Raw genomic sequence first — 17,455 nt, 5'->3', positions numbered from 1 at the left:
GCAAAAGCGCACAGGCGCACGCCCTTCCGCTTCCCGATTCCCGATGCCCGATTCCCGGCCTTGATCATCACCGCACCTTCAACGTGGCGAGGCCGATCAGCACCAGCACGACGCTGATGATCCAGAAGCGCACGATCACACGCGGCTCGGGCCAGCCCTTCAATTCGAAGTGGTGGTGGATCGGCGCCATCCGGAACACGCGCTTGCCGGTGAGCTTGAAGCTGGCGACCTGGATCATCACCGAGGCGGTTTCCATCACGAACACGCCGCCCATCACCAGCAGCACGATCTCCTGGCGCACGATCACCGCGACGCAGCCCAGCGCCGCGCCCATCGCCAGCGCGCCCACGTCGCCCATGAACACCTGGGCCGGATAGGTGTTGAACCACAGGAAGCCCAGCCCCGCACCGGCCAGCGCGCCGGTGAAGATCGCCAGCTCGCCCGCACCGGGAATCGAGGGGATGCCCAGGTATTCGGAGAACACCTTGTTGCCGGCCAGATAGGCGAACACGCCCAGCGCGCCGGAGACCAGCACGGTCGGCATGATCGCCAGGCCATCCAGGCCGTCGGTGAGGTTCACCGCGTTGGAGAAGCCCACGATCATGAAGTAGGTGATGGCGATGAAGAACAGGCCCAGCGGCAATACCACGTGCTTGAACAGCGGCAGGTACAGCGCCGTTTCCGCCACCGGCCCGGCGGCCGCGGCATGCGGTGCGGTGTAGTAGAGGAACAGCGCCGCACCGAGCCCGAACACCGACTGCCAGAAATACTTCCAGCGGCTGGCCAGGCCGCGGCTGTCCTTCAGCACCAGCTTGCGGTAGTCGTCGTAGAAACCGATCGCGCCGAAGCTCAGCAGCACTGCCAGCACCACCCACACGTAGCGGTTGTGCAGGTCGGCCCACAGCAGGGTGGCCACGGTGACCGACAGCAGGATCATCACGCCACCCATGGTCGGCGTGCCGGCCTTGACCAGGTGCGTCTGCGGACCGTCGCTGCGCACCACCTGGCCCGCCTTCAGCGCAGCCAGCCGATTGATCAGCCACGGCCCGCACAGCAGCGACATCGCCAGCGCGGTGAGCGCGGCCATGATCGTGCGGAAGGTGATGTACTGGAACAGGTGCAGCGCCGTGAAATGCCGTGCCATCCAGTCGGCCAGCTCAAGCAGCATGGGATGCCTCCCCCTTCTTCTCTGCGCCACCGTCGATGGCGGCCACGACCTGCTCCATGCCGGCCGAACGCGAACCCTTGACCAGGCAGGTGACGCCCGGATGCAGTTGCGCCTGCAGCGTGGCGATCAGCGCCGGCTTGTCGTCGAAGTGCGTGGCGCCGGCGCCGAAGGCCTCGACCGTCGCCGCACCGAACGGGCCCACCGCAAACAGGCGCTCGATGCCGCGCTGGCGCGCCATCGCGCCAATGCCTGCATGCAGTGCCCGCGCATCGGCGCCCAGCTCGGCCATGTCGCCCAGCACCAGCCAGCGCTCGCCACCGGCCAGCAGCAGCGTGTCGATCGCCGCCGCCATCGAACCGGGGTTCGCGTTGTAACTGTCGTCGATCACGGTCCAGCCGCCGGCAGCCACCACGCGGCGCAGCCGGCCGGCCACGCCGGAGGACTGCTCGAGCCCGGCGACAATGGTGTCCAGCGGCACATCGAGCGCCAGCGCCACCGCGGCCGCGGCCAATGCGTTGGCGATGTTGTGGCGACCGGGCAGCGGCAGCGCCACCTCGGCGTCGCCCCGGGGCGTGCTCAGCACGAAACGCGAACCGTCCACGCGTTGCTCGATGATGTCGGCGCCCACGTCGGCCCGGTGCTCCAGGCCGAACCGCAGCACCTGGCGCGAACCGGCCAGGCCGCCGAAGAAACTGGCGAACGCATCGTCGGCATTGATGATCGCGGTGCCGTCGACCGGCAGTGCCTGATACAGCGCCCCCTTGGTTTCGGCCACGCCCTCGATGCTGCCCATGCGCTCAAGATGCGCCGGCGCGATGAGCGTGACGAGGCCGATATCGGGCCGCGCGATGGCAGCCAGGTACGCGATGTCACCGGGTTTGCCCGCGCCCATCTCGAACACCGCGTATTCGGTGTCGGCCGGCATCGCCAGCAGGCTCAGCGGCAGGCCCAGTTCGTTGTTGTAGTTGCCGCCGCTGACATGGGTGCGACCGTGCCGCGACAGGATCGAGGCGACCAGGGTCTTCACCGTGGTCTTGCCGTTGGAGCCGGTGATGCCGACCACGCGCACGTCGCGCTGGGCGCGCACCGCACTGGCCAGGTCGCCCAGCGCCAATCCGGCGTCGTCGACCAGCACCTGCGGCAAGTCGCTGTCGACCTTGCGCGTGACCATCGCGGCCACCGCGCCCCTCGCGGCAGCCTCGGCCAGGTAGTCATGGCCGTCGGCGCGCTCGCCCTTGATCGCGACGAACAGGTCGCCGGGCTTGAGCTTGCGCGTATCGATGGCCACGCCGGTGATCTCGGCATCGCCCGCAAGCAGGCGGCCGCCGGTCCACACGGCGATGGTGGCGAGCGCCATCATGCGCGCTGCTCCCGCTGCCATTGCTCCAGCGCAGCACGAGCCACCAGCAGGTCGTCGAACGGATGCTTGCCGGTCGCGCCGTCCTGATAGGTCTCGTGGCCCTTGCCGGCGATCAGCACCGCATCGCCCGGCCTGGCCAGCGCCAGCGCGTCGGCGATCGCCACCGCGCGATCGCGCTCGACCGCCATCGCCGGCGCGGCAGTCATGCCGGCCACGATCTGCGCCACGATCGCGTCGCCGTCCTCACCCCGCGGGTTGTCGTCGGTGACGATCGCCACGTCGGCCAGCCTGGCGGCGATCTCGCCCATCAACGGGCGCTTGCCGGCGTCACGCTCGCCGCCGCAACCGAACACGCAGATCAGCTTGCCGGCGCAGTGGGCGCGCACGGCATTCAGTGCCTGCTCCAGCGCATCCGGGGTATGCGCGTAGTCGACCACCACCAGCGGCTGGCCGTGTACGCCGCCGATCCGGTTCATCCGGCCATTCACCGGCTGCAGCCGGGCGACCACTTCGACGATGCGCGCGAACGGTTCGCCCAGCGCGCCGAGGCTGGCCACCACGGCCAACAGGTTGGCCACGTTGAAGCGACCGATCAGCTGGCTGCGGATCGCCTGACTGCCCCACGGGGTGCGCAGATGGAAGGCCAGGCCCTCGGCCGAGGTGACAATGTCGCTGGCGGCAACTTCCGCCTCGTCGTCGCCGGCCGCACTGAAGCGCAGCAACTGCAGATCATCGGACAGCTGACTCGAAAGCTCGCGGCCGAACGCGTCGTCGATGTTGATCACCGCGCTGCGCAGACCCGGCCACGCGAACAGCATGGCCTTGGCGGCGCCGTAGGCTTCCATGCTGCCGTGATAGTCGAGGTGGTCGCGGGTGAGGTTGGTGAATGCGGCCACTTCGAAGTCGACCGCAGCCACGCGCCCCTGCACCAGCGCGTGCGAGGAAACTTCCATCGCCACGTGGCTGACCCGGTCGTCGCGGAACGCCGCCAGCTGCGCCTGCACGCTGATCGCGTCGGGGGTGGTGCGTTCGCCCTCGTGCAGCTGGCCGTGCACGCCTGCGCCGAGCGTGCCGATCGAGGCGGCGCGATGGCCCAGCAGGGTCAGCGCCTGGGCCAGCAGCTGCACGCAGGAGGTCTTGCCGTTGGTACCGGTCACGCCGATCAGGCGCAGCGACTCGCTGGGTCGCTGATGGAAGCGCGCGGCGATCTCGCCGACCTGCGCGTGCAGGTCGTCGATCCACAGCACCGGCACCTCGCCGACTGCCTGCGGCAGTGCATCCCTTCCGCCCTCGTCAATTTCCCCTGCCAGCGAGGGAAGCGATTCGCCTGTCGCCGGCGCCTCGGCCAGCACGATGCGCGCGCCGCGCTGCACGGCGGCAGGCGCAAAGCTGATGCCATGGGCGCGGGTGCCATGCAGCGCGAAGAACGCGTCACCGCGCTGCACGCTGCGCGAATCCAGGCTCAGGCCGGAGACCGTCATGCGCGCGGCTTCCGGCATCGCTGCCAGTTGCGCGTCTGCGATGCCCAGCAGCAATTGATCGAGGTGGCCGGTGTTCATGGCGTGTCCTCGTCCACGGGCGCGTCGTCGATCGGCGCATCCACCGGCGGCTTGCTGCCGACCAGCCCGTCCGGGCTCTGCAGCGGACCGCCGACATACCAGCGACCGATATTGTCGGGCGGCACGTCGAGCAGGCGCAGCGCGCCCTCCATCACCTTGGAGAAGACCGGACCGGACACGGTGCCGCCGTAATAGCTACCCTTCTGCGGGTTGTCGATCACCACCACCGCCGCCAGGCGCGGGCTGGAGGCCGGCACGATGCCGGCAAACGCCGAGGTGTAGTTGCTCTTGGCATAGCTGCCGCCGGCGGCCTTGTGCGCGGTGCCGGTCTTGCCGGCCACGCTGTAGTTGGCGATGCGCGCCATCGTGCCGGTACTGCCCGGCCCGGTCACCGTCTCCATCATCTGCAGCAGTTCGTGCGCCACCTCGGGCGAGATGATCTGCTTCGCGGTGCTGTCGTTGTCCTTGATGAAGGTGGGGCTGTGCATCACGCCACCATCGGCGATGGTGGCGTAGGCATTGGCCAGCTGCAGCACGGTGACGTTGAGTCCGTAGCCGTAGCCGAGAATGGCCTTTTCCAGCGGGCGCCAGTCGCGGCCGATGCGCAGATAGCCGGAGGCTTCGCCGGGGAAGCCGCTCTCGGTGCTGTTGCCGAAGCCGAACGCGCGATAGGTGTCGTACATCAGCGAGGTGTCCAGCTGCATCGCGATGTGCGCCGCGCCCACGTTGCTCGACTTGGTGATCACCCCGGTCGGGGTCAGCACGCCGTAGTTGTGCGTGTCGTGGATGTCGTGGCCCTGGAAGTACCAGTGCCCGCCGGTGGTGTCGATGAGCGGGCTGGTCGGCGTGTACTTGCCGCTGGACAGCGCCGCCGCCATCAGGATCGGCTTGATCGTCGAGCCGGGTTCGAGCACGTCGGTCATCGCCCGGTTGCGGCGCTGGCCCGGCTTGCTGCCGCCCAGCGCATTCGGGTTGTAGGTCGGCAGGTTGACCATGGCCAGTACTTCGCCGGTGCGCACGTCGAGCACCACCATCGAGCCGGAGTCGGCCTGCGATTTCTCCAGCGTGTTCTTCAGCTCGTTGTAGGCCAGGAACTGGATGCGCCGGTCGATGCTCAGCGTGAGGTTCTGGCCGGGCTTGGGCGCGCGCACCTGCTCCAGATCCTCGACCACGTGACCCATGCGGTCGCGAATGACGCGCTTGGCGCCCGGCTTGCCGGCCAGCCATTCGTCGTACGCCAGCTCCAGGCCTTCCTGGCCGCGGTCGTCGATGTTGGTGAAACCGAGCACGTGGGCGGTGACTTCGCCGGACGGGTAGTAGCGCTTGAATTCACGCTGGCCGTTGATCCCCGGAATGCCCAGGTCCAGCACCGCCTGTGCCGCGGCCGGCGACATCTGCCGGCGCAGGTAGACGAACTCGCGATCCGAACGCTGCGCCAGCTGCGCCTTCAGGCCGTCCGCTTCCACGCCAAGCGCCTGGGCCAGCGCGGGAATGCGCTCGTCGTTGTCCAGCACCTCGGACGGATTGGCCCAGATCGACATCATCGGCGTCGACACCGCCAGCGGCTCGCCGTTGCGGTCGAAGATGGTGCCGCGCGACACCGGGATCGGCACTTCGCGCAGGAAGCGCGCGTCACCCTGGCGCTGGTAGAACTCCTTGCGCACCACCTGCAGGTCGAACGCGCGCGCGACCAGCGCTGCGGAAACCAGCCCCAGCAGGCCGACCACTACGATCATGCGGCGCCGCGCACTGGGACCTGCGACGCGGCGGCGACCGGGCGGGGATGGCTTGACGTGCTTGCGCCAGCTCATCGCAGCAACCGGATGTCTTGCGGGCGCGGATCGACCATGCCCAGCTTCTGCCGGGCCTCGTCGTCGATGCGCCGGGGTTCGGCATAGGTGGCCTGCTCCAGTTCGAGCTTGCCGTATTCGATGTTCAACTCGTCGCGCTGGTTCTGCAGCGCGGTCAGGTTGACGAACAGCACGCGGCTCTCGTGGCGCGTCCACACCACGCCGAGCGCGCTGGCCAGCACGGCCACCAGCAACACCAGCAGGCAGAGGGCGCCGATGGCCTTCATGCGAGTTTCTCCGCCACGCGCAGGACAGCCGAGCGCGAGCGCGGGTTCGCCGCCAGCTCGGCATCGCCCGGGAATTGCGCCTTGCCGACCGCAGCCAGTTGCGCCGGCGCGCCCTGCACCGGCGGTCCGCGACGGCTGTTCTGCACGCGGCCGGAGTGGTCGCGGATGAACAGCTTCACCGCGCGGTCTTCCAGCGAGTGGAAGCTGATCACCGACAGGCGACCGCCCGGCTTCAGCCGTTCCAGCGCGGCATTCAGGCCCTGCTGCAAGGCATCCAGCTCGCCGTTCACGCGAATGCGCAGCGCCTGGAAGCTCCGCGTGGCCGGATGCTTGCCCGGCTCGCGCCGGCCCGCCACGCGCTCGATCAGCGCGGCCAGCTGGCCGGTGCGGGTGAACGGGGTCGCCTCGCGATCGGCCACGATGGCGCGGGCGATGCGCCGGCTGTGGCGTTCCTCGCCGTAGTTCCACAGCACGTCGGCGATCTCGCGCTCGCTGGCCCGGGCCAGGAAGTCGGCCGCGCTCTCGCCCTGGCTGGTGTCCATGCGCATGTCCAGCGGCGCATCGGCCATGAAGCTGAAACCGCGCGCGGCCTCGTCCAGTTGCGGCGACGACACGCCCAGGTCGAGCAGAACGCCATCGAGGCCGGCAGCGGTTTCGTCCCACTCGGCCAGGCTGGAGAAATTCGCATGGCGGATCGATACCCGCGGATCGGCGGCGAACTCGGCACGGGCCGTGGCGATGGCGGCGGGGTCGCGATCCATCAGCAGCAGGCGACCGTCGGCGCCCAGGCGCGACAGGACCTCGCGGGCGTGTCCGCCGCGACCGAAGGTTCCATCGAGATAACGCCCGCCCGCATGCACGGCGAGACCCTCCACTGCTTCACCCAGCATCACCGGGATGTGCCGCAAAACTTGCTCGGCCATGCCGCACTCCCGCTCCCGTCCCACGTGTGTCGCCGCGCCGTCTACAGGCGCAGTTCGGCCATTTCGCTTGTGATGTCGTCTTCGCCGATGCTCTGGCGGATCTTGGCCAGGTGGGCCTGTTCGCTCCACAGCTCGAACTTGTTGCCCATGCCCAGCAGCACCGCCTTTTTCTCGATGCCGGTGGTGGCACGCTGGCTGGCCGGCAGCAGTACGCGCGCCGCACCATCGGGCTCGACCACGGCGGCGGCACCGACCAGCTTCATCTGCATGTCGCGGTGAGCCGCCTTGACCTTGGACAGGGCGTTCACCTGATCGCGCACCTTTTCCCACTCCGCATGCGGAAACAGCCACAGGCTGCCCGCCTCGAACGGGTTGTAGGTGATCACCAGGCGATTGGCGCACTCGCCCGCCACCTGCTCCCGATACGCTGTCGGGATGGTCAGGCGACCCTTGTCGTCGATGGTGATGGCGGTTTCGCCCTGGAACACGATCAGCAGACTCCACGAAAACCCACAATTTCACACTGGAGCCCACGATAATCTCGCCCCCTGAGACTGTCAAGGCAATTTCGCTTGTGAATCAATGAGTAAAGGCAAAATCCTGACCGGACATGCAGCATATTCTCAGGAACACCGGCAAGGTGTTTGAAAGCAGGGAATTTTTTGCAATCAGGGCCGCGCTGCTTTGGGCCGGAACGGGGTGAATTCCACGCGAAATCACGCCATTTGGCGCCCGCGGACTGAATTTCCCGTTCACATGGGCGTGCCATCGCCACCCTGACGAAGACGTCGGGGTGGCGATGACATGCACGAAGAGGTGGAGTCGGCCTGTAAGCCGGGTTCTGTACGTCTTGCGACGCGACAGTCATTCCTCTCGGCCAGGCGTCGCCGCCTGGCTCCAGCAACCTACCCGGGAACAACGCGGGCCGCGTTATCGTTCCCCTATTTGGTCTTGCTCCGAGTGGGGTTTACCGTGCCGTACGACGTTGGCCCCGTACGCGGTGCGCTCTTACCGCACCCTTTCACCCTTGCCACGCACATCCGGAGATGCCGTTCGGCGGTCTGCTCTCTGTTGCACTGGCCGTCAGCTCACGCTGCCCAGGAGTTACCTGGCACTCTGCCCTGCGGAGCCCGGACTTTCCTCGATGCGCTTGCGCGCGACGCGACTGTCCGGCCGACTCCACGGGAAAGGATACAGGAGTGAGTGAGGAGGAGTGAGAAACGAGAGAGAAGCCGCTGCATGCGTGTTTGCCCCTACCTCACTCCTCTCCACTCACTTCTCGCTCTCGTAGAGAGATTTGCGCGGCGCCCCGCTGATCGCCGCCGCCAGCTTGGCCGCCTTCGCCGGCGGCAGCTCGTCGCGCAGGATCGCGAACACGCGCCGGCCTTCGGCCAGTTTCGCGTCGGCTTCCTCGCCGCGCCCCGCCACCAGGATCACGTGCTCGCCGCGCTGCTGGTCCGGATCGCTGACGACCCGCGCCGCCAGCTCCGCCAGCGGCTCGCCCAGCACGGTTTCGAACATCTTGGTCAGCTCGCGCGCCAGCACGGCCTCGCGGTCGGCGCCGAACACGTCGCGCATGTCGGCCAGGCTTTCGGCGACGCGGTGCGACGACTCGTAGAAGATCAGCGTGCGCGGATCGCCGGCCAGTTCCTGCAGGCGACTGCGCCGCGCCGCCGCCTTCGGCGGCAGGAAACCCTCGAACACGAAGCGATCGCTGGGCAGGCCGGCCACCGACAGGGCCGCGATCGCCGCGCACGCGCCCGGCACCGGAATGCAGCGGATGCCTGCGGCACGCGCGGCGCGTACCAGCCGGAAGCCCGGGTCGCTGATCAGCGGCGTGCCCGCATCCGAGATCAACGCGACCGAATCGCCGCCCTGCATCCGACGCACGATCGCATCCACGGCATCGCGCTCGTTGTGGTCATGCAGTGCGAGCAGCGGCGTATCTATATTGTGGTGAACCAGCAGCGGGCGGCTGTGGCGGGTGTCTTCCGCTGCGATCACCGCCACCGCGCGCAAGGTGGCGATCGCACGTGCTGAAAAATCGTCGCGATGACCGATGGGCGTGGCCACCACCCACAAACACCCTGACTGAACCGATGACATCTGCTAACTCCTGCACCACGGGGCGACAATCCAATCCGTTATGATCGCGCATTGACGACCATGACGACCAAGGGATTTCCCATGCGCTTCATGCGCCACTCGCGCGTCGCCGCGACTGCCTTGCTGTTTTCGCTGTTGCTGGCAGCCTGCGTGCCCAGCAATGCACCACGCTCGCCGGCGGAGCTTGCCGCGGCGCAGAGTGCCGCCGCACTGGCCACGCAGGGCCAGTTCGACCAGGCCGCGCAGGCATGGCTCGCACTGGCCGGGCAATCGCGCGGACACGCCGACAGCTATCGCCTGTACGCCGCCGAGGCGTGGCGCGAGGAAGGCCAGCTCCAGCGCGCCGCGCCCGTGCTGGCCGGCATCAAGCGGCAGAACCTTGCCGGCGACGAACCGGTACGACTGGACCTGCTGCGCGCCGAACTGGCGCTGGACCAGCATGATGCGGCCACCGCGCTGCGGCTGACCACGCAGCCGCGGGTCGCCGTCCCGGCGGCGCTGCAGCCGCGCCTGCTGGAATTCCGCGCCCGCGCGATGGCCGCCAGCGGCGACCCGTGGGGAGCCGCACGAACCCGCGTGGAGCTGGACGGGCAGCTCAGCGGTTTCGACCACAGCCAGAATCGCCAGCAGATCCTCACCCTGCTGGGCAAGGTCGGCGTCGATTCGCTTAAGCAGCGTGCCGCCGGCATGCAGCGCGGCGACCGCATGCTGCCGTGGGTGAACGAGGCGCTCAGCCAGCTCGGCGTCACCGTGGCGCAGCCGACGCCCGACCTCCAGCAACCGGTCGGCACCTTGCTGCCCGGCGCCGACGCCAACGTGCGCGAGGGCTACCAGGTGCCCACCCAGGTGGCCCTGCTGTTGCCCAACGACGGCAATTACGCCGCCGCCAGCACGGCGATCCGCGAAGGCTTCTTCGCGGCCTACCTCGATGCCGGCCGCAATCACGCGCCGCGCCCCTCGGTGCGGGTCTACGACAGCCAGGGCACCGCCGACGGTGCGCTCAAGGCGTATCAGCAGGCCGTCAGTGACGGCGCGCGACTGGTCGTCGGCCCGCTGACCCGTGCCGAGGTCGCCGCCGTGTTCGGCCAGGCGCAACTGCCGGTTCCGCTGCTGGCCCTGAATCATCCCGACGACAAGCAACTGCCCGCCGGTGACACCAGCGAATTCGGCCTGCTGCCGGAGACCGAGGGCGCGCAGGCTGCCGATCACATGATCGAACGAGGCATCCGCAAGGCCTACGTGATGGTTTCCGTCGATGACTTTGCCCAGCGTGCGGCCGGCGCGTTCAAGGCGGAGCTGACGGCCCGCGGCGGCGAGTTGCTGGGCTCGATCACCCTGCCGCCCGGAGTTACCAGCTACGCCGATGTCATTGCCGGGATGCGACTGCCGACGGCACCGGCGACCGCCGAGCCCGCGGCCAGCGCCAGCACGGCGCAACCGGACAATCCGGTGGTGGTGGACAGCGGCATCTTCATCAGCATGCGCCCGCAACAGGCGCGACTGCTGTTGCCGCAGTTGCACATTGCCCGGGTCGGCCTGCCGGTGTTCGGCACTTCGCACGTCTATGAAGGCAATGACGACTCCGCCGCGAATCGCGACCTGGACGGCCTGGAATTCTGCGACGCGCCCTGGCTGTTCGACGCCCAGCCGGGACTGCCAAGCCACGACGACATCGCCACGCGCCTGCCCGCGGCCCGGGGCGGCGCGGCGCGGCTGTTCGCCTTCGGCATGGATGCCTGGAACCTGGTGCCCTACATCGAATGGATGCGCGCCCATCCGGGCAGCTACCTGCCGGGCGCCAGCGGCCAGCTTGCCGCCGACCAGTTCGGTCGCGTGCGCCGCGTGCTGATCTGGGCGCGCTTCCAGGATGGCCTGGCGCGTCCGCTGGGCGGCAGCCTGCAGATGGACGACATGCCATCGACCGCGCCGCCGGCCAACGCGGAGCCGGTGCCGGCGAGTCCGTCGTCCAGCGGAACCTTCCAGCCCGAATCACGCTGATGCGCGCGGCCGGCGACGACTTCGAGCAACGCGCCTGCGGCGAGCTCGAACGCGCCGGCCTGAAACTGCTGGCGCGCAACTACACCACGCGCCACGGCGAGCTGGACCTGGTGATGCGTGACGGCGGCACCGTGGTCTTCGTCGAGGTGCGCTACCGCAAGAGCGCCAGCCACGGCGACGCCGCCACTTCGGTGACCGCCGCCAAGCAGGGCAAGCTGATACTTGCGGCACAACACTGGCTGGCCGCGCACCCGCAACATGCGCGCGCGGCCTGCCGCTTCGACGTGCTCAGCTACGACGGCCCGGTGGAAGCACCGCAGCGGCAATGGCTGCGCGGTGCATTCGAGGCGGGCTGAACCCCGCCCGGTGCGATAATCGCGGCATGACCCTGCCCGCTTCCCTGCTCGACAGCCTGCGCACGATCTTTCCCGGCGACGCACTGGACAGCGGCCACGACGCGCTGCGCCTCGCGGCACACGACCACTCGCGTCACGCGCATCGACCCGACGTCGTCGTCCATCCCGCCACGCACGCCCAGGTCGAATCGCTGGTGCGCGCCTGCCGCGAACATCGCGTGCCGCTCACCGCGCGCGGCGGCGGCACCAGTTCCACCGGCGCGTCGGTGCCGCTGGCCGGTGGCGTGGTGGCGAATTTCCAGCGCATGGATCGCATCGTGCGCATCGCGCCGGACGATCGCCTCGCGGTGGTCGAGCCGGGCGTCACCAACGAGGCCCTGCAGCAGGCGCTGGCGCCGTACGGATTCTTCTGGGCGCCCGATCCGGGCTCGGCACCTTGGTGCACCGTGGGCGGCAACCTTGCCTGCAACGCCGGTGGACCGCGCGCGCTGAAGTACGGCGCCACGCGCGACAACGTGCTGGGCCTGCGCGCAGTGGCCGGCACCGGTGAAGGTTTCATCGCCGGTACGCAAACCACCAAGGATTCCACCGGCTACGACCTGACCCGCCTGCTCATCGGCTCGGAAGGCACGCTGGCACTGATCACCGGGGCGACGCTGAAACTCACCCCGCGACCCGCCGCCGTGCGCTCGCTGCGCGCCACCTATCGCGACACGGCCAGCGCGGCGCAGGCGGTGGCGCGCATCATGGCGCAGCCGGTGACGCCCGCGGCACTGGAATTCATGGATGCGCTGGCACTCAAACTCGCCCGCGACCACGCACCGGATGCCGACGTGCCCGCAGCGGGAGCGCTGCTGCTGATCGAGGTCGACGGAACGCCCGAGACCGTGCGCTTTGCCCAGGACGCGGTGGCACGCGCCGCGCGCGGCGACGGCCTGCTCGCCCTTGACGTCGCGGACGACGCCAGCGAAAACACCGCGCTGTGGGCCGCGCGCAAGGCGCTCTCGTTCGCCCAGCGTGCGGTGACCGAGCACAAGATCAACGAGGACGTGGTGGTGCCGGTGAGCCGCCTGCCCGAACTGGTCGCCGGCGCGCAGGCGCTGGCGGCGAAGCACGCGGTGCCGCTGGTGTGCTTCGGCCACGCCGGCAACGGCAACCTGCACGTGAACCTGCTGCCGCGCGACGTGGATGAGATCGAACGCGGCTACGCCGCGCTGCCCGAGCTGTTCGCCCTGGTGATCGCGCTGGGCGGCACGCTGTCGGGCGAACACGGCATCGGCGTGGTGAAACGCGAGTACCTGCCGCTGGCGCTGGGCGAGTCGACCCTCGCGCTGATGCGCTCGGTCAAGGCCGCGTTCGACCCGGACGGCGTCCTCAACCCGGGCAAGGTGGTTTGACGGCCGGGAGCAGGGAATGGAGAAGAAAGGAAAGCTGGACCCGATGCAGCAACAACGCGCCATGGATGCCCTGCTGGCGGAGATCCGCTGCGGGCATACCTGCGCGATGCAGCAGCCGCCGGGGCGGCGACCGGTGCTGCAGGCGTCGACGCGCTCGCGCCTGCTGATCGTCAGCCAGGCGCCGGGGCGCAAGGTGGAGGAGAGCGGCATCCCGTTCGACGACGTCAGCGGCGAGCGCCTGCGCGACTGGCTGCAGATCGGTCGCGCCACCTTCTACGATGCCGAGCGCGTGGCGATCGTGCCGATGGATTTCTGCTTCCCCGGCAAGGGCAGGAGCGGCGACCTGCCGCCGCGACCGGCGTGCGCCGCGATCTGGCATCCCCGCCTGTTTCCGCTGCTCACCGGGGTGCAGCTGACCCTGGCCATCGGGCAGTACGCCCAGGTGGGCATGCTCGGCGACACGCGCGATGCCACGCTCACCGACACCGTGCGCAACTGGCGCACCCACCTGGCCCGCGGCGTGCTGCCGCTGCCCCACCCGAGCCCGCGCAACCGGCCGTGGGTGATGCACAACCCGTGGTTCGAGGCCGAGCTGCTGCCGGTGCTGCGCCAGCGTGTGGCCGATGTGCTGGCCGTGCCGGGGTGAGCGGCCGGAACGAGCTGCCGCATTGCACCTTGCCGCTTGGCGGCAGCGTCGTCTAACCTGCGCCGCTACGATATCGTGGCCACGGGGCCGACCCCGGCCTTGCAGGGGAATCCTCGTTCATGAGCCTCAAGCTCCGTCTCACCGTACTCAATTTCTTCCAGTACTACATCTGGGGCGCGTGGCTGCTGACCATCGGCACGTGGTGGTTCCAGACCCAGCACTGGTCGGGCACCAGCTTCGGCGCGATCTTCTCGACCATGGGCATCGCCTCCCTGTTCATGCCCTCGCTGGTCGGCATCGTGGCGGACAAGTGGATCAACGCCGAACGCCTGTACGGCATCCTGCAGATCTGCGGCGCCGCGGTGCTGTTCTCGATCCCGCATGTGCAGGACCCGGAGCAGATGTTCTGGGTGATGCTGTTGAACATGTGTTTCTACATGCCGACCATCTCGCTGGCGATCACGGTGACCTACAACGCGCTGAAGCAGGATGGCCTGGATGTGGTGAACACCTACCCGCCGATTCGCGTGTGGGGCACGATCGGCTTCATCGCCGCCACCTGGACCACCAGCCTGCTCGGCTTCAAGGCCTCGCCCGCGCAGTTCCACGTGGCCGCGGCCGCCTCGCTGCTGCTCGGCCTGTATGCGTTCACCCTGCCCAAGTGCCCGCCGCGGCTGCGCGCCGAGGAAGGCCGCGGCCTCGCCGACCGGCTGGGGCTGACCTCGTTCACCCTGTTCAAGAACCGCAACATGGCGGTGTTCTTCATCTTCGCCATGCTGCTGGGCGCGGCGCTGCAGCTGACCAACGCCTATGGCGACGCCTTCCTCAGCGACTTCGTCAAGGTGCCTGAGTACGCCAACCTGCTGGCGGTGAAGTACTCCACCATCATCATCTCGATTTCGCAGTTCTCCGAAACCGCGTTCATCCTGACCATCCCGTTCTTCCTGAAGCGCTTCGGCATCAAGGCGGTGATGACGATGAGCATGCTGGCCTGGGTGCTGCGCTTCGGCCTGTTCGCGTTCGGCGACCCGGCCGGCGGACTGTGGATGATCGTGCTCTCGTGCATCATCTACGGCATGGCCTTCGACTTCTTCAACATCTCGGGCTCCCTGTTCGTGGAAAGCCAGGCCGACCCGAAGATCCGCGCCAGCGCCCAGGGCCTGTTCATGCTGATGACCAACGGCATCGGCGCGGTGCTGGGCAGCCTGATCGCCGGCTTCGTGATCGACCACTTCTTCACCAGCCACCAGTGCGACGACACCGTGGCGATCTGCAAGGACTGGCCCGGCATCTGGCTGGCCTTCGCCGGCTACTCGCTGGTGATGGCGCTGCTGTTCGTGCCGCTGTTCAAGCACCGGCACGACCGCGGGGCCGCGCAGCGGGCGGTGCCCACGCATTGATCGCCGCGTCGCGGCAGCCGCGGGCCGCTACAATGCGCCGATGCGCATCGGCCCCTACCTGATCGACCCGCCCGTGGTGCTGGCCCCGATGGCCGGCGTCACCGACAAGCCGTTCCGGCTGCTGTGCAAGCGGCTGGGCGCAGGCTTGGCCGTGTCTGAGATGACCAACGCCGACCCGCGGCTGTGGCATACGCGCAAGTCGCTGCGGCGGATGGACCACGAGGGCGAACCCGAGCCGGTCAGCGTGCAGATCGCCGGCTACGACCCGGCGATGCTGGCCGAGGCGGCGCGCTTCAACGTGGCCAACGGCGCGCAGATCATCGACATCAACATGGGCTGCCCGGCCAAGAAGGTGTGCAACGTGTGGTCGGGCTCCGCCCTGCTGCAGGACGAGCCGCTGGTGGCGCGCATCGTCAAGGCAGTGGTCGACGCCGTCGAGGTGCCGGTGACGCTGAAGATCCGCACCGGCTGGGATCGGCAGAACCGCAACGCGCTGAACATCGCCCGCATCGCCCAGGACAACGGCATCGCCGCGCTGGCCGTGCACGGGCGCACCCGCGCGGACAAGTACGAGGGCGAGGCCGAGTACGCCACCATTGCCGCGGTGAAGGCCGCCGTGCGCATTCCGGTGCTGGCCAACGGCGACGTCAACACTCCGCAGCAGGCCAGGCACGTGCTGGACGTCACCGGCGCCGACGCGCTGATGATCGGCCGCGGTGCCCAGGGACGGCCATGGATCTTCCGCGAGGTCGCCCACTACCTCGCCACCGGCGAATTGCTGGCCGAGCCGGAGCCGGCCGAAGTCGGCACCATCCTGCTCGGCCACCTCGAGCAGTTGTACGCGTTCTATGGCGAACAGGCCGGCGTGCGCATCGCGCGCAAGCACCTGGGCTGGTACGCGAAGGACCGTCCGGAGAACGCCGCGTTCCGGCAGGTGGTCAACCGGGCGGAAACAGTCCACGAGCAGTTGCGGCTGACCCGCGATTATTTCGCGGCGCTTGCCGCCGGCGACCGGCTGGCCGCCTGAACGCGCAGCCGTCCAGACGGCTGAACACGCGCCTAACCCCGCAGGGACGGGAATCGGCGCAAGCTGCAAAACCCGGAGCGGGGATGTATCATGCCCGACTTCATTTATCTTTCTATCCGAACAAAGGGATATAAACCGCGATGTCCAACTACCTGTTCACCTCCGAATCGGTCTCCGAAGGCCATCCGGACAAGGTCGCCGACCAGATCTCCGACGCCGTCCTCGATGCGATCGTCGCGCAGGACCCGCGCGCCCGCGTGGCCTGCGAAACCATGGTCAAGACCGGCGTGGCGATCGTCGCCGGCGAGATCACCACCGATGCGTGGATCGACCTGGAAGCGATCACCCGCAAGGTGATCCTGGACATCGGCTACGACTCCAGCGACGTCGGCTTCGACGGCGCCACCTGCGGCGTGATCAACCTGATCGGCAAGCAGTCGCCCGACATCAACCAGGGCGTGGACCGCAAGAAGCCGGAAGAACAGGGCGCGGGCGACCAGGGCCTGATGTTCGGCTACGCGACCAACGAAACGAAGGACTTCATGCCCGCCGCGATCTACTACTCGCACCGCCTGGTCGAGCAGCAGGCCAAGGTGCGCAAGAAGAAGAACTCGCCGCTGCCGTGGCTGCGCCCGGATGCCAAGAGCCAGGTCACCCTGCGCTACGAGAACGGCATCGCCACCGCGATCGACGCCGTGGTGCTGTCGACCCAGCATGACCCGAGCGTGAAGCAGAAGGACCTGATCGAGGCCGTGCGCGAGGAAATCCTCAAGCCGGTGCTGCCGGCCAAGCTGCTGCACAAGGGCACCAAGTTCCACATCAACCCGACCGGCAAGTTCGTGATCGGCGGGCCGGTGGGCGACTGCGGCCTGACCGGCCGCAAGATCATCGTGGACACCTACGGCGGCTGGGCCCGTCACGGCGGCGGTGCGTTCTCGGGCAAGGACCCGTCCAAGGTCGACCGCTCGGCCGCCTACGCCGCGCGCTACGTGGCCAAGAACATCGTGGCCGCCGGCATCGCCGACCGCTGCGAAGTGCAGGTGAGCTACGCGATCGGCGTGGCGCATCCCACCTCGATCTCGGTCACCACCTTCGGCACCGGCAAGATCAGCGACGAGAAGATCGAGAAGCTGATCCGCAAGCACTTCGACCTGCGCCCGTACGGCATCCTGCAGATGCTCGACCTGATCCACCCGATGTACCAGCAGACCGCCAGCTACGGCCACTTCGGCCGCACCCCGCGCGACCTGGTCGACGCCAACGGCAACAAGTTCACCTCGTTCTCGTGGGAAAAGACCGACCGCGCCGAGGCCCTGCGCAAGGATGCGAAGCTGAAGTAAGCGACATCCTCCAGCGACATGAAACGGGCCGCCCGGTGCGGCCCGTTTCTTTTGGGGCCATGCAAACGCGAGCAAGGACGCGGCTACCGCTACAATGG

The 17,455-nt window shown here is 68.4% G+C and carries 15 protein-coding genes and 1 other RNA gene; 7 read left to right on the top strand and 9 right to left on the bottom strand.

The window, feature by feature from the left end; all coding sequences use genetic code 11:
- Window positions 1-67 precede the first annotated feature (67 nt).
- The 9 genes from mraY to rsmI all read right to left on the bottom strand — a co-directional run bounded on the left by mraY (window position 68) and on the right by rsmI (window position 9,193).
- The gene (gene mraY / locus ABNK63_RS03505) at window positions 68-1,168 is read right to left on the bottom strand and encodes a phospho-N-acetylmuramoyl-pentapeptide-transferase (RefSeq protein WP_350016709.1); all 1,101 of its coding nucleotides are present in this window, start codon (window positions 1,166-1,168) and stop codon (window positions 68-70) included.
- Complete coding sequence (murF, locus tag ABNK63_RS03500; protein ID WP_350016708.1) at window positions 1,158-2,528, bottom strand: UDP-N-acetylmuramoyl-tripeptide--D-alanyl-D-alanine ligase; 1,371 nt, start codon at window positions 2,526-2,528, stop codon at window positions 1,158-1,160. Before murF ends, mraY begins: the two co-directional genes overlap by 11 nt.
- Entirely contained in the window at window positions 2,525-4,087 is a 1,563-nt protein-coding gene (locus tag ABNK63_RS03495; protein ID WP_350016707.1) for a UDP-N-acetylmuramoyl-L-alanyl-D-glutamate--2,6-diaminopimelate ligase, read from the bottom strand. The genes murF and ABNK63_RS03495 overlap by 4 nt, the downstream gene beginning before the upstream one ends.
- Window positions 4,084-5,898 carry a penicillin-binding protein 2 gene (locus tag ABNK63_RS03490; RefSeq protein ID WP_007809396.1) on the bottom strand — a complete coding sequence of 605 codons (1,815 nt, stop codon included), beginning with the start codon at window positions 5,896-5,898 and terminating at the stop codon, window positions 4,084-4,086. Before ABNK63_RS03490 ends, ABNK63_RS03495 begins: the two co-directional genes overlap by 4 nt.
- A complete protein-coding gene (gene ftsL / locus ABNK63_RS03485) occupies window positions 5,895-6,155 on the bottom strand; it encodes a cell division protein FtsL (RefSeq protein ID WP_193385086.1) in 261 nt (86 codons plus the stop codon). The genes ABNK63_RS03490 and ftsL overlap by 4 nt, the downstream gene beginning before the upstream one ends.
- Window positions 6,156-6,160: 5 nt before the next feature.
- Window positions 6,161-7,087 (bottom strand): 16S rRNA (cytosine(1402)-N(4))-methyltransferase RsmH, encoded by a 927-nt coding sequence (gene rsmH, locus ABNK63_RS03480; RefSeq protein ID WP_350016706.1) that lies wholly within the window; start codon window positions 7,085-7,087, stop codon window positions 6,161-6,163.
- A gap of 41 nt (window positions 7,088-7,128) precedes the next feature.
- Window positions 7,129-7,584, bottom strand: coding sequence for a division/cell wall cluster transcriptional repressor MraZ (gene mraZ, locus ABNK63_RS03475; RefSeq protein WP_238530957.1), 456 nt, complete (start codon window positions 7,582-7,584; stop codon window positions 7,129-7,131).
- 317 nt (window positions 7,585-7,901) lie between these two features.
- An RNA gene (gene rnpB / locus ABNK63_RS03470) (RNase P RNA component class A) lies at window positions 7,902-8,268 on the bottom strand.
- A gap of 91 nt (window positions 8,269-8,359) precedes the next feature.
- Window positions 8,360-9,193: a 16S rRNA (cytidine(1402)-2'-O)-methyltransferase gene (gene rsmI / locus ABNK63_RS03465; RefSeq protein ID WP_040673497.1), complete on the bottom strand. Its 834-nt coding sequence runs from the start codon at window positions 9,191-9,193 to the stop codon at window positions 8,360-8,362.
- An 81-nt stretch (window positions 9,194-9,274) separates the two neighbouring features.
- Here rsmI and ABNK63_RS03460 point away from each other — a divergent pair, with 81 nt between their 5' ends.
- The 7 genes from ABNK63_RS03460 (at window position 9,275) to metK (ending at window position 17,357) form a co-directional block, all read left to right on the top strand.
- Window positions 9,275-11,191 carry a penicillin-binding protein activator gene (locus ABNK63_RS03460; RefSeq protein ID WP_007809386.1) on the top strand — a complete coding sequence of 639 codons (1,917 nt, stop codon included), beginning with the start codon at window positions 9,275-9,277 and terminating at the stop codon, window positions 11,189-11,191.
- On the top strand, window positions 11,191-11,547 hold the full coding sequence (locus ABNK63_RS03455) for a YraN family protein (RefSeq protein ID WP_350016705.1): 357 nt from the start codon (window positions 11,191-11,193) through the stop codon (window positions 11,545-11,547). The genes ABNK63_RS03460 and ABNK63_RS03455 overlap by 1 nt, the downstream gene beginning before the upstream one ends.
- A 26-nt stretch (window positions 11,548-11,573) precedes the next feature.
- The gene (locus tag ABNK63_RS03450; protein WP_350016704.1) at window positions 11,574-12,944 is read left to right on the top strand and encodes an FAD-linked oxidase C-terminal domain-containing protein; all 1,371 of its coding nucleotides are present in this window, start codon (window positions 11,574-11,576) and stop codon (window positions 12,942-12,944) included.
- A gap of 16 nt (window positions 12,945-12,960) precedes the next feature.
- On the top strand, window positions 12,961-13,590 hold the full coding sequence (locus tag ABNK63_RS03445; protein ID WP_007809381.1) for a uracil-DNA glycosylase family protein: 630 nt from the start codon (window positions 12,961-12,963) through the stop codon (window positions 13,588-13,590).
- Window positions 13,591-13,709: 119 nt separating this feature from the next.
- The gene (locus ABNK63_RS03440) at window positions 13,710-14,990 is read left to right on the top strand and encodes a nucleoside permease (RefSeq protein ID WP_350016703.1); all 1,281 of its coding nucleotides are present in this window, start codon (window positions 13,710-13,712) and stop codon (window positions 14,988-14,990) included.
- Between the two features lie 40 nt (window positions 14,991-15,030).
- Window positions 15,031-16,017, top strand: coding sequence for a tRNA dihydrouridine synthase DusB (gene dusB, locus ABNK63_RS03435; protein ID WP_350016702.1), 987 nt, complete (start codon window positions 15,031-15,033; stop codon window positions 16,015-16,017).
- Window positions 16,018-16,157: 140 nt separating this feature from the next.
- Window positions 16,158-17,357, top strand: a complete 1,200-nt coding sequence (gene metK / locus ABNK63_RS03430; protein WP_007809375.1) for a methionine adenosyltransferase — start codon at window positions 16,158-16,160, stop codon at window positions 17,355-17,357.
- Window positions 17,358-17,455 lie beyond the last annotated feature (98 nt).

The sequence above is a fragment of the Rhodanobacter sp. IGA1.0 genome, assembly GCF_040208325.1.
GTDB lineage: Bacteria > Pseudomonadota > Gammaproteobacteria > Xanthomonadales > Rhodanobacteraceae > Rhodanobacter > Rhodanobacter spathiphylli.
The sequence above is the reverse complement of the archived record's forward strand: the minus strand, read 5'-3'. Positions and strand labels throughout refer to the sequence as shown.

Coding starts and splice junctions, on each gene's coding strand:
- ABNK63_RS03455 (WP_350016705.1), top strand. CDS start 11,191: ATGCGCGCGGCCGGCGACGACTTCGAGCAACGCGCCTGCGGCGAGCTC.
- metK (WP_007809375.1), top strand. CDS start 16,158: ATGTCCAACTACCTGTTCACCTCCGAATCGGTCTCCGAAGGCCATCCG.
- ABNK63_RS03450 (WP_350016704.1), top strand. CDS start 11,574: ATGACCCTGCCCGCTTCCCTGCTCGACAGCCTGCGCACGATCTTTCCC.
- ABNK63_RS03440 (WP_350016703.1), top strand. CDS start 13,710: ATGAGCCTCAAGCTCCGTCTCACCGTACTCAATTTCTTCCAGTACTAC.
- ABNK63_RS03490 (WP_007809396.1), bottom strand. CDS start 5,898: ATGAGCTGGCGCAAGCACGTCAAGCCATCCCCGCCCGGTCGCCGCCGC.
- ABNK63_RS03460 (WP_007809386.1), top strand. CDS start 9,275: ATGCGCTTCATGCGCCACTCGCGCGTCGCCGCGACTGCCTTGCTGTTT.
- rsmH (WP_350016706.1), bottom strand. CDS start 7,087: ATGGCCGAGCAAGTTTTGCGGCACATCCCGGTGATGCTGGGTGAAGCA.
- ABNK63_RS03495 (WP_350016707.1), bottom strand. CDS start 4,087: ATGAACACCGGCCACCTCGATCAATTGCTGCTGGGCATCGCAGACGCG.
- murF (WP_350016708.1), bottom strand. CDS start 2,528: ATGATGGCGCTCGCCACCATCGCCGTGTGGACCGGCGGCCGCCTGCTT.
- rsmI (WP_040673497.1), bottom strand. CDS start 9,193: ATGTCATCGGTTCAGTCAGGGTGTTTGTGGGTGGTGGCCACGCCCATC.
- mraY (WP_350016709.1), bottom strand. CDS start 1,168: ATGCTGCTTGAGCTGGCCGACTGGATGGCACGGCATTTCACGGCGCTG.
- dusB (WP_350016702.1), top strand. CDS start 15,031: ATGCGCATCGGCCCCTACCTGATCGACCCGCCCGTGGTGCTGGCCCCG.
- ABNK63_RS03445 (WP_007809381.1), top strand. CDS start 12,961: ATGGAGAAGAAAGGAAAGCTGGACCCGATGCAGCAACAACGCGCCATG.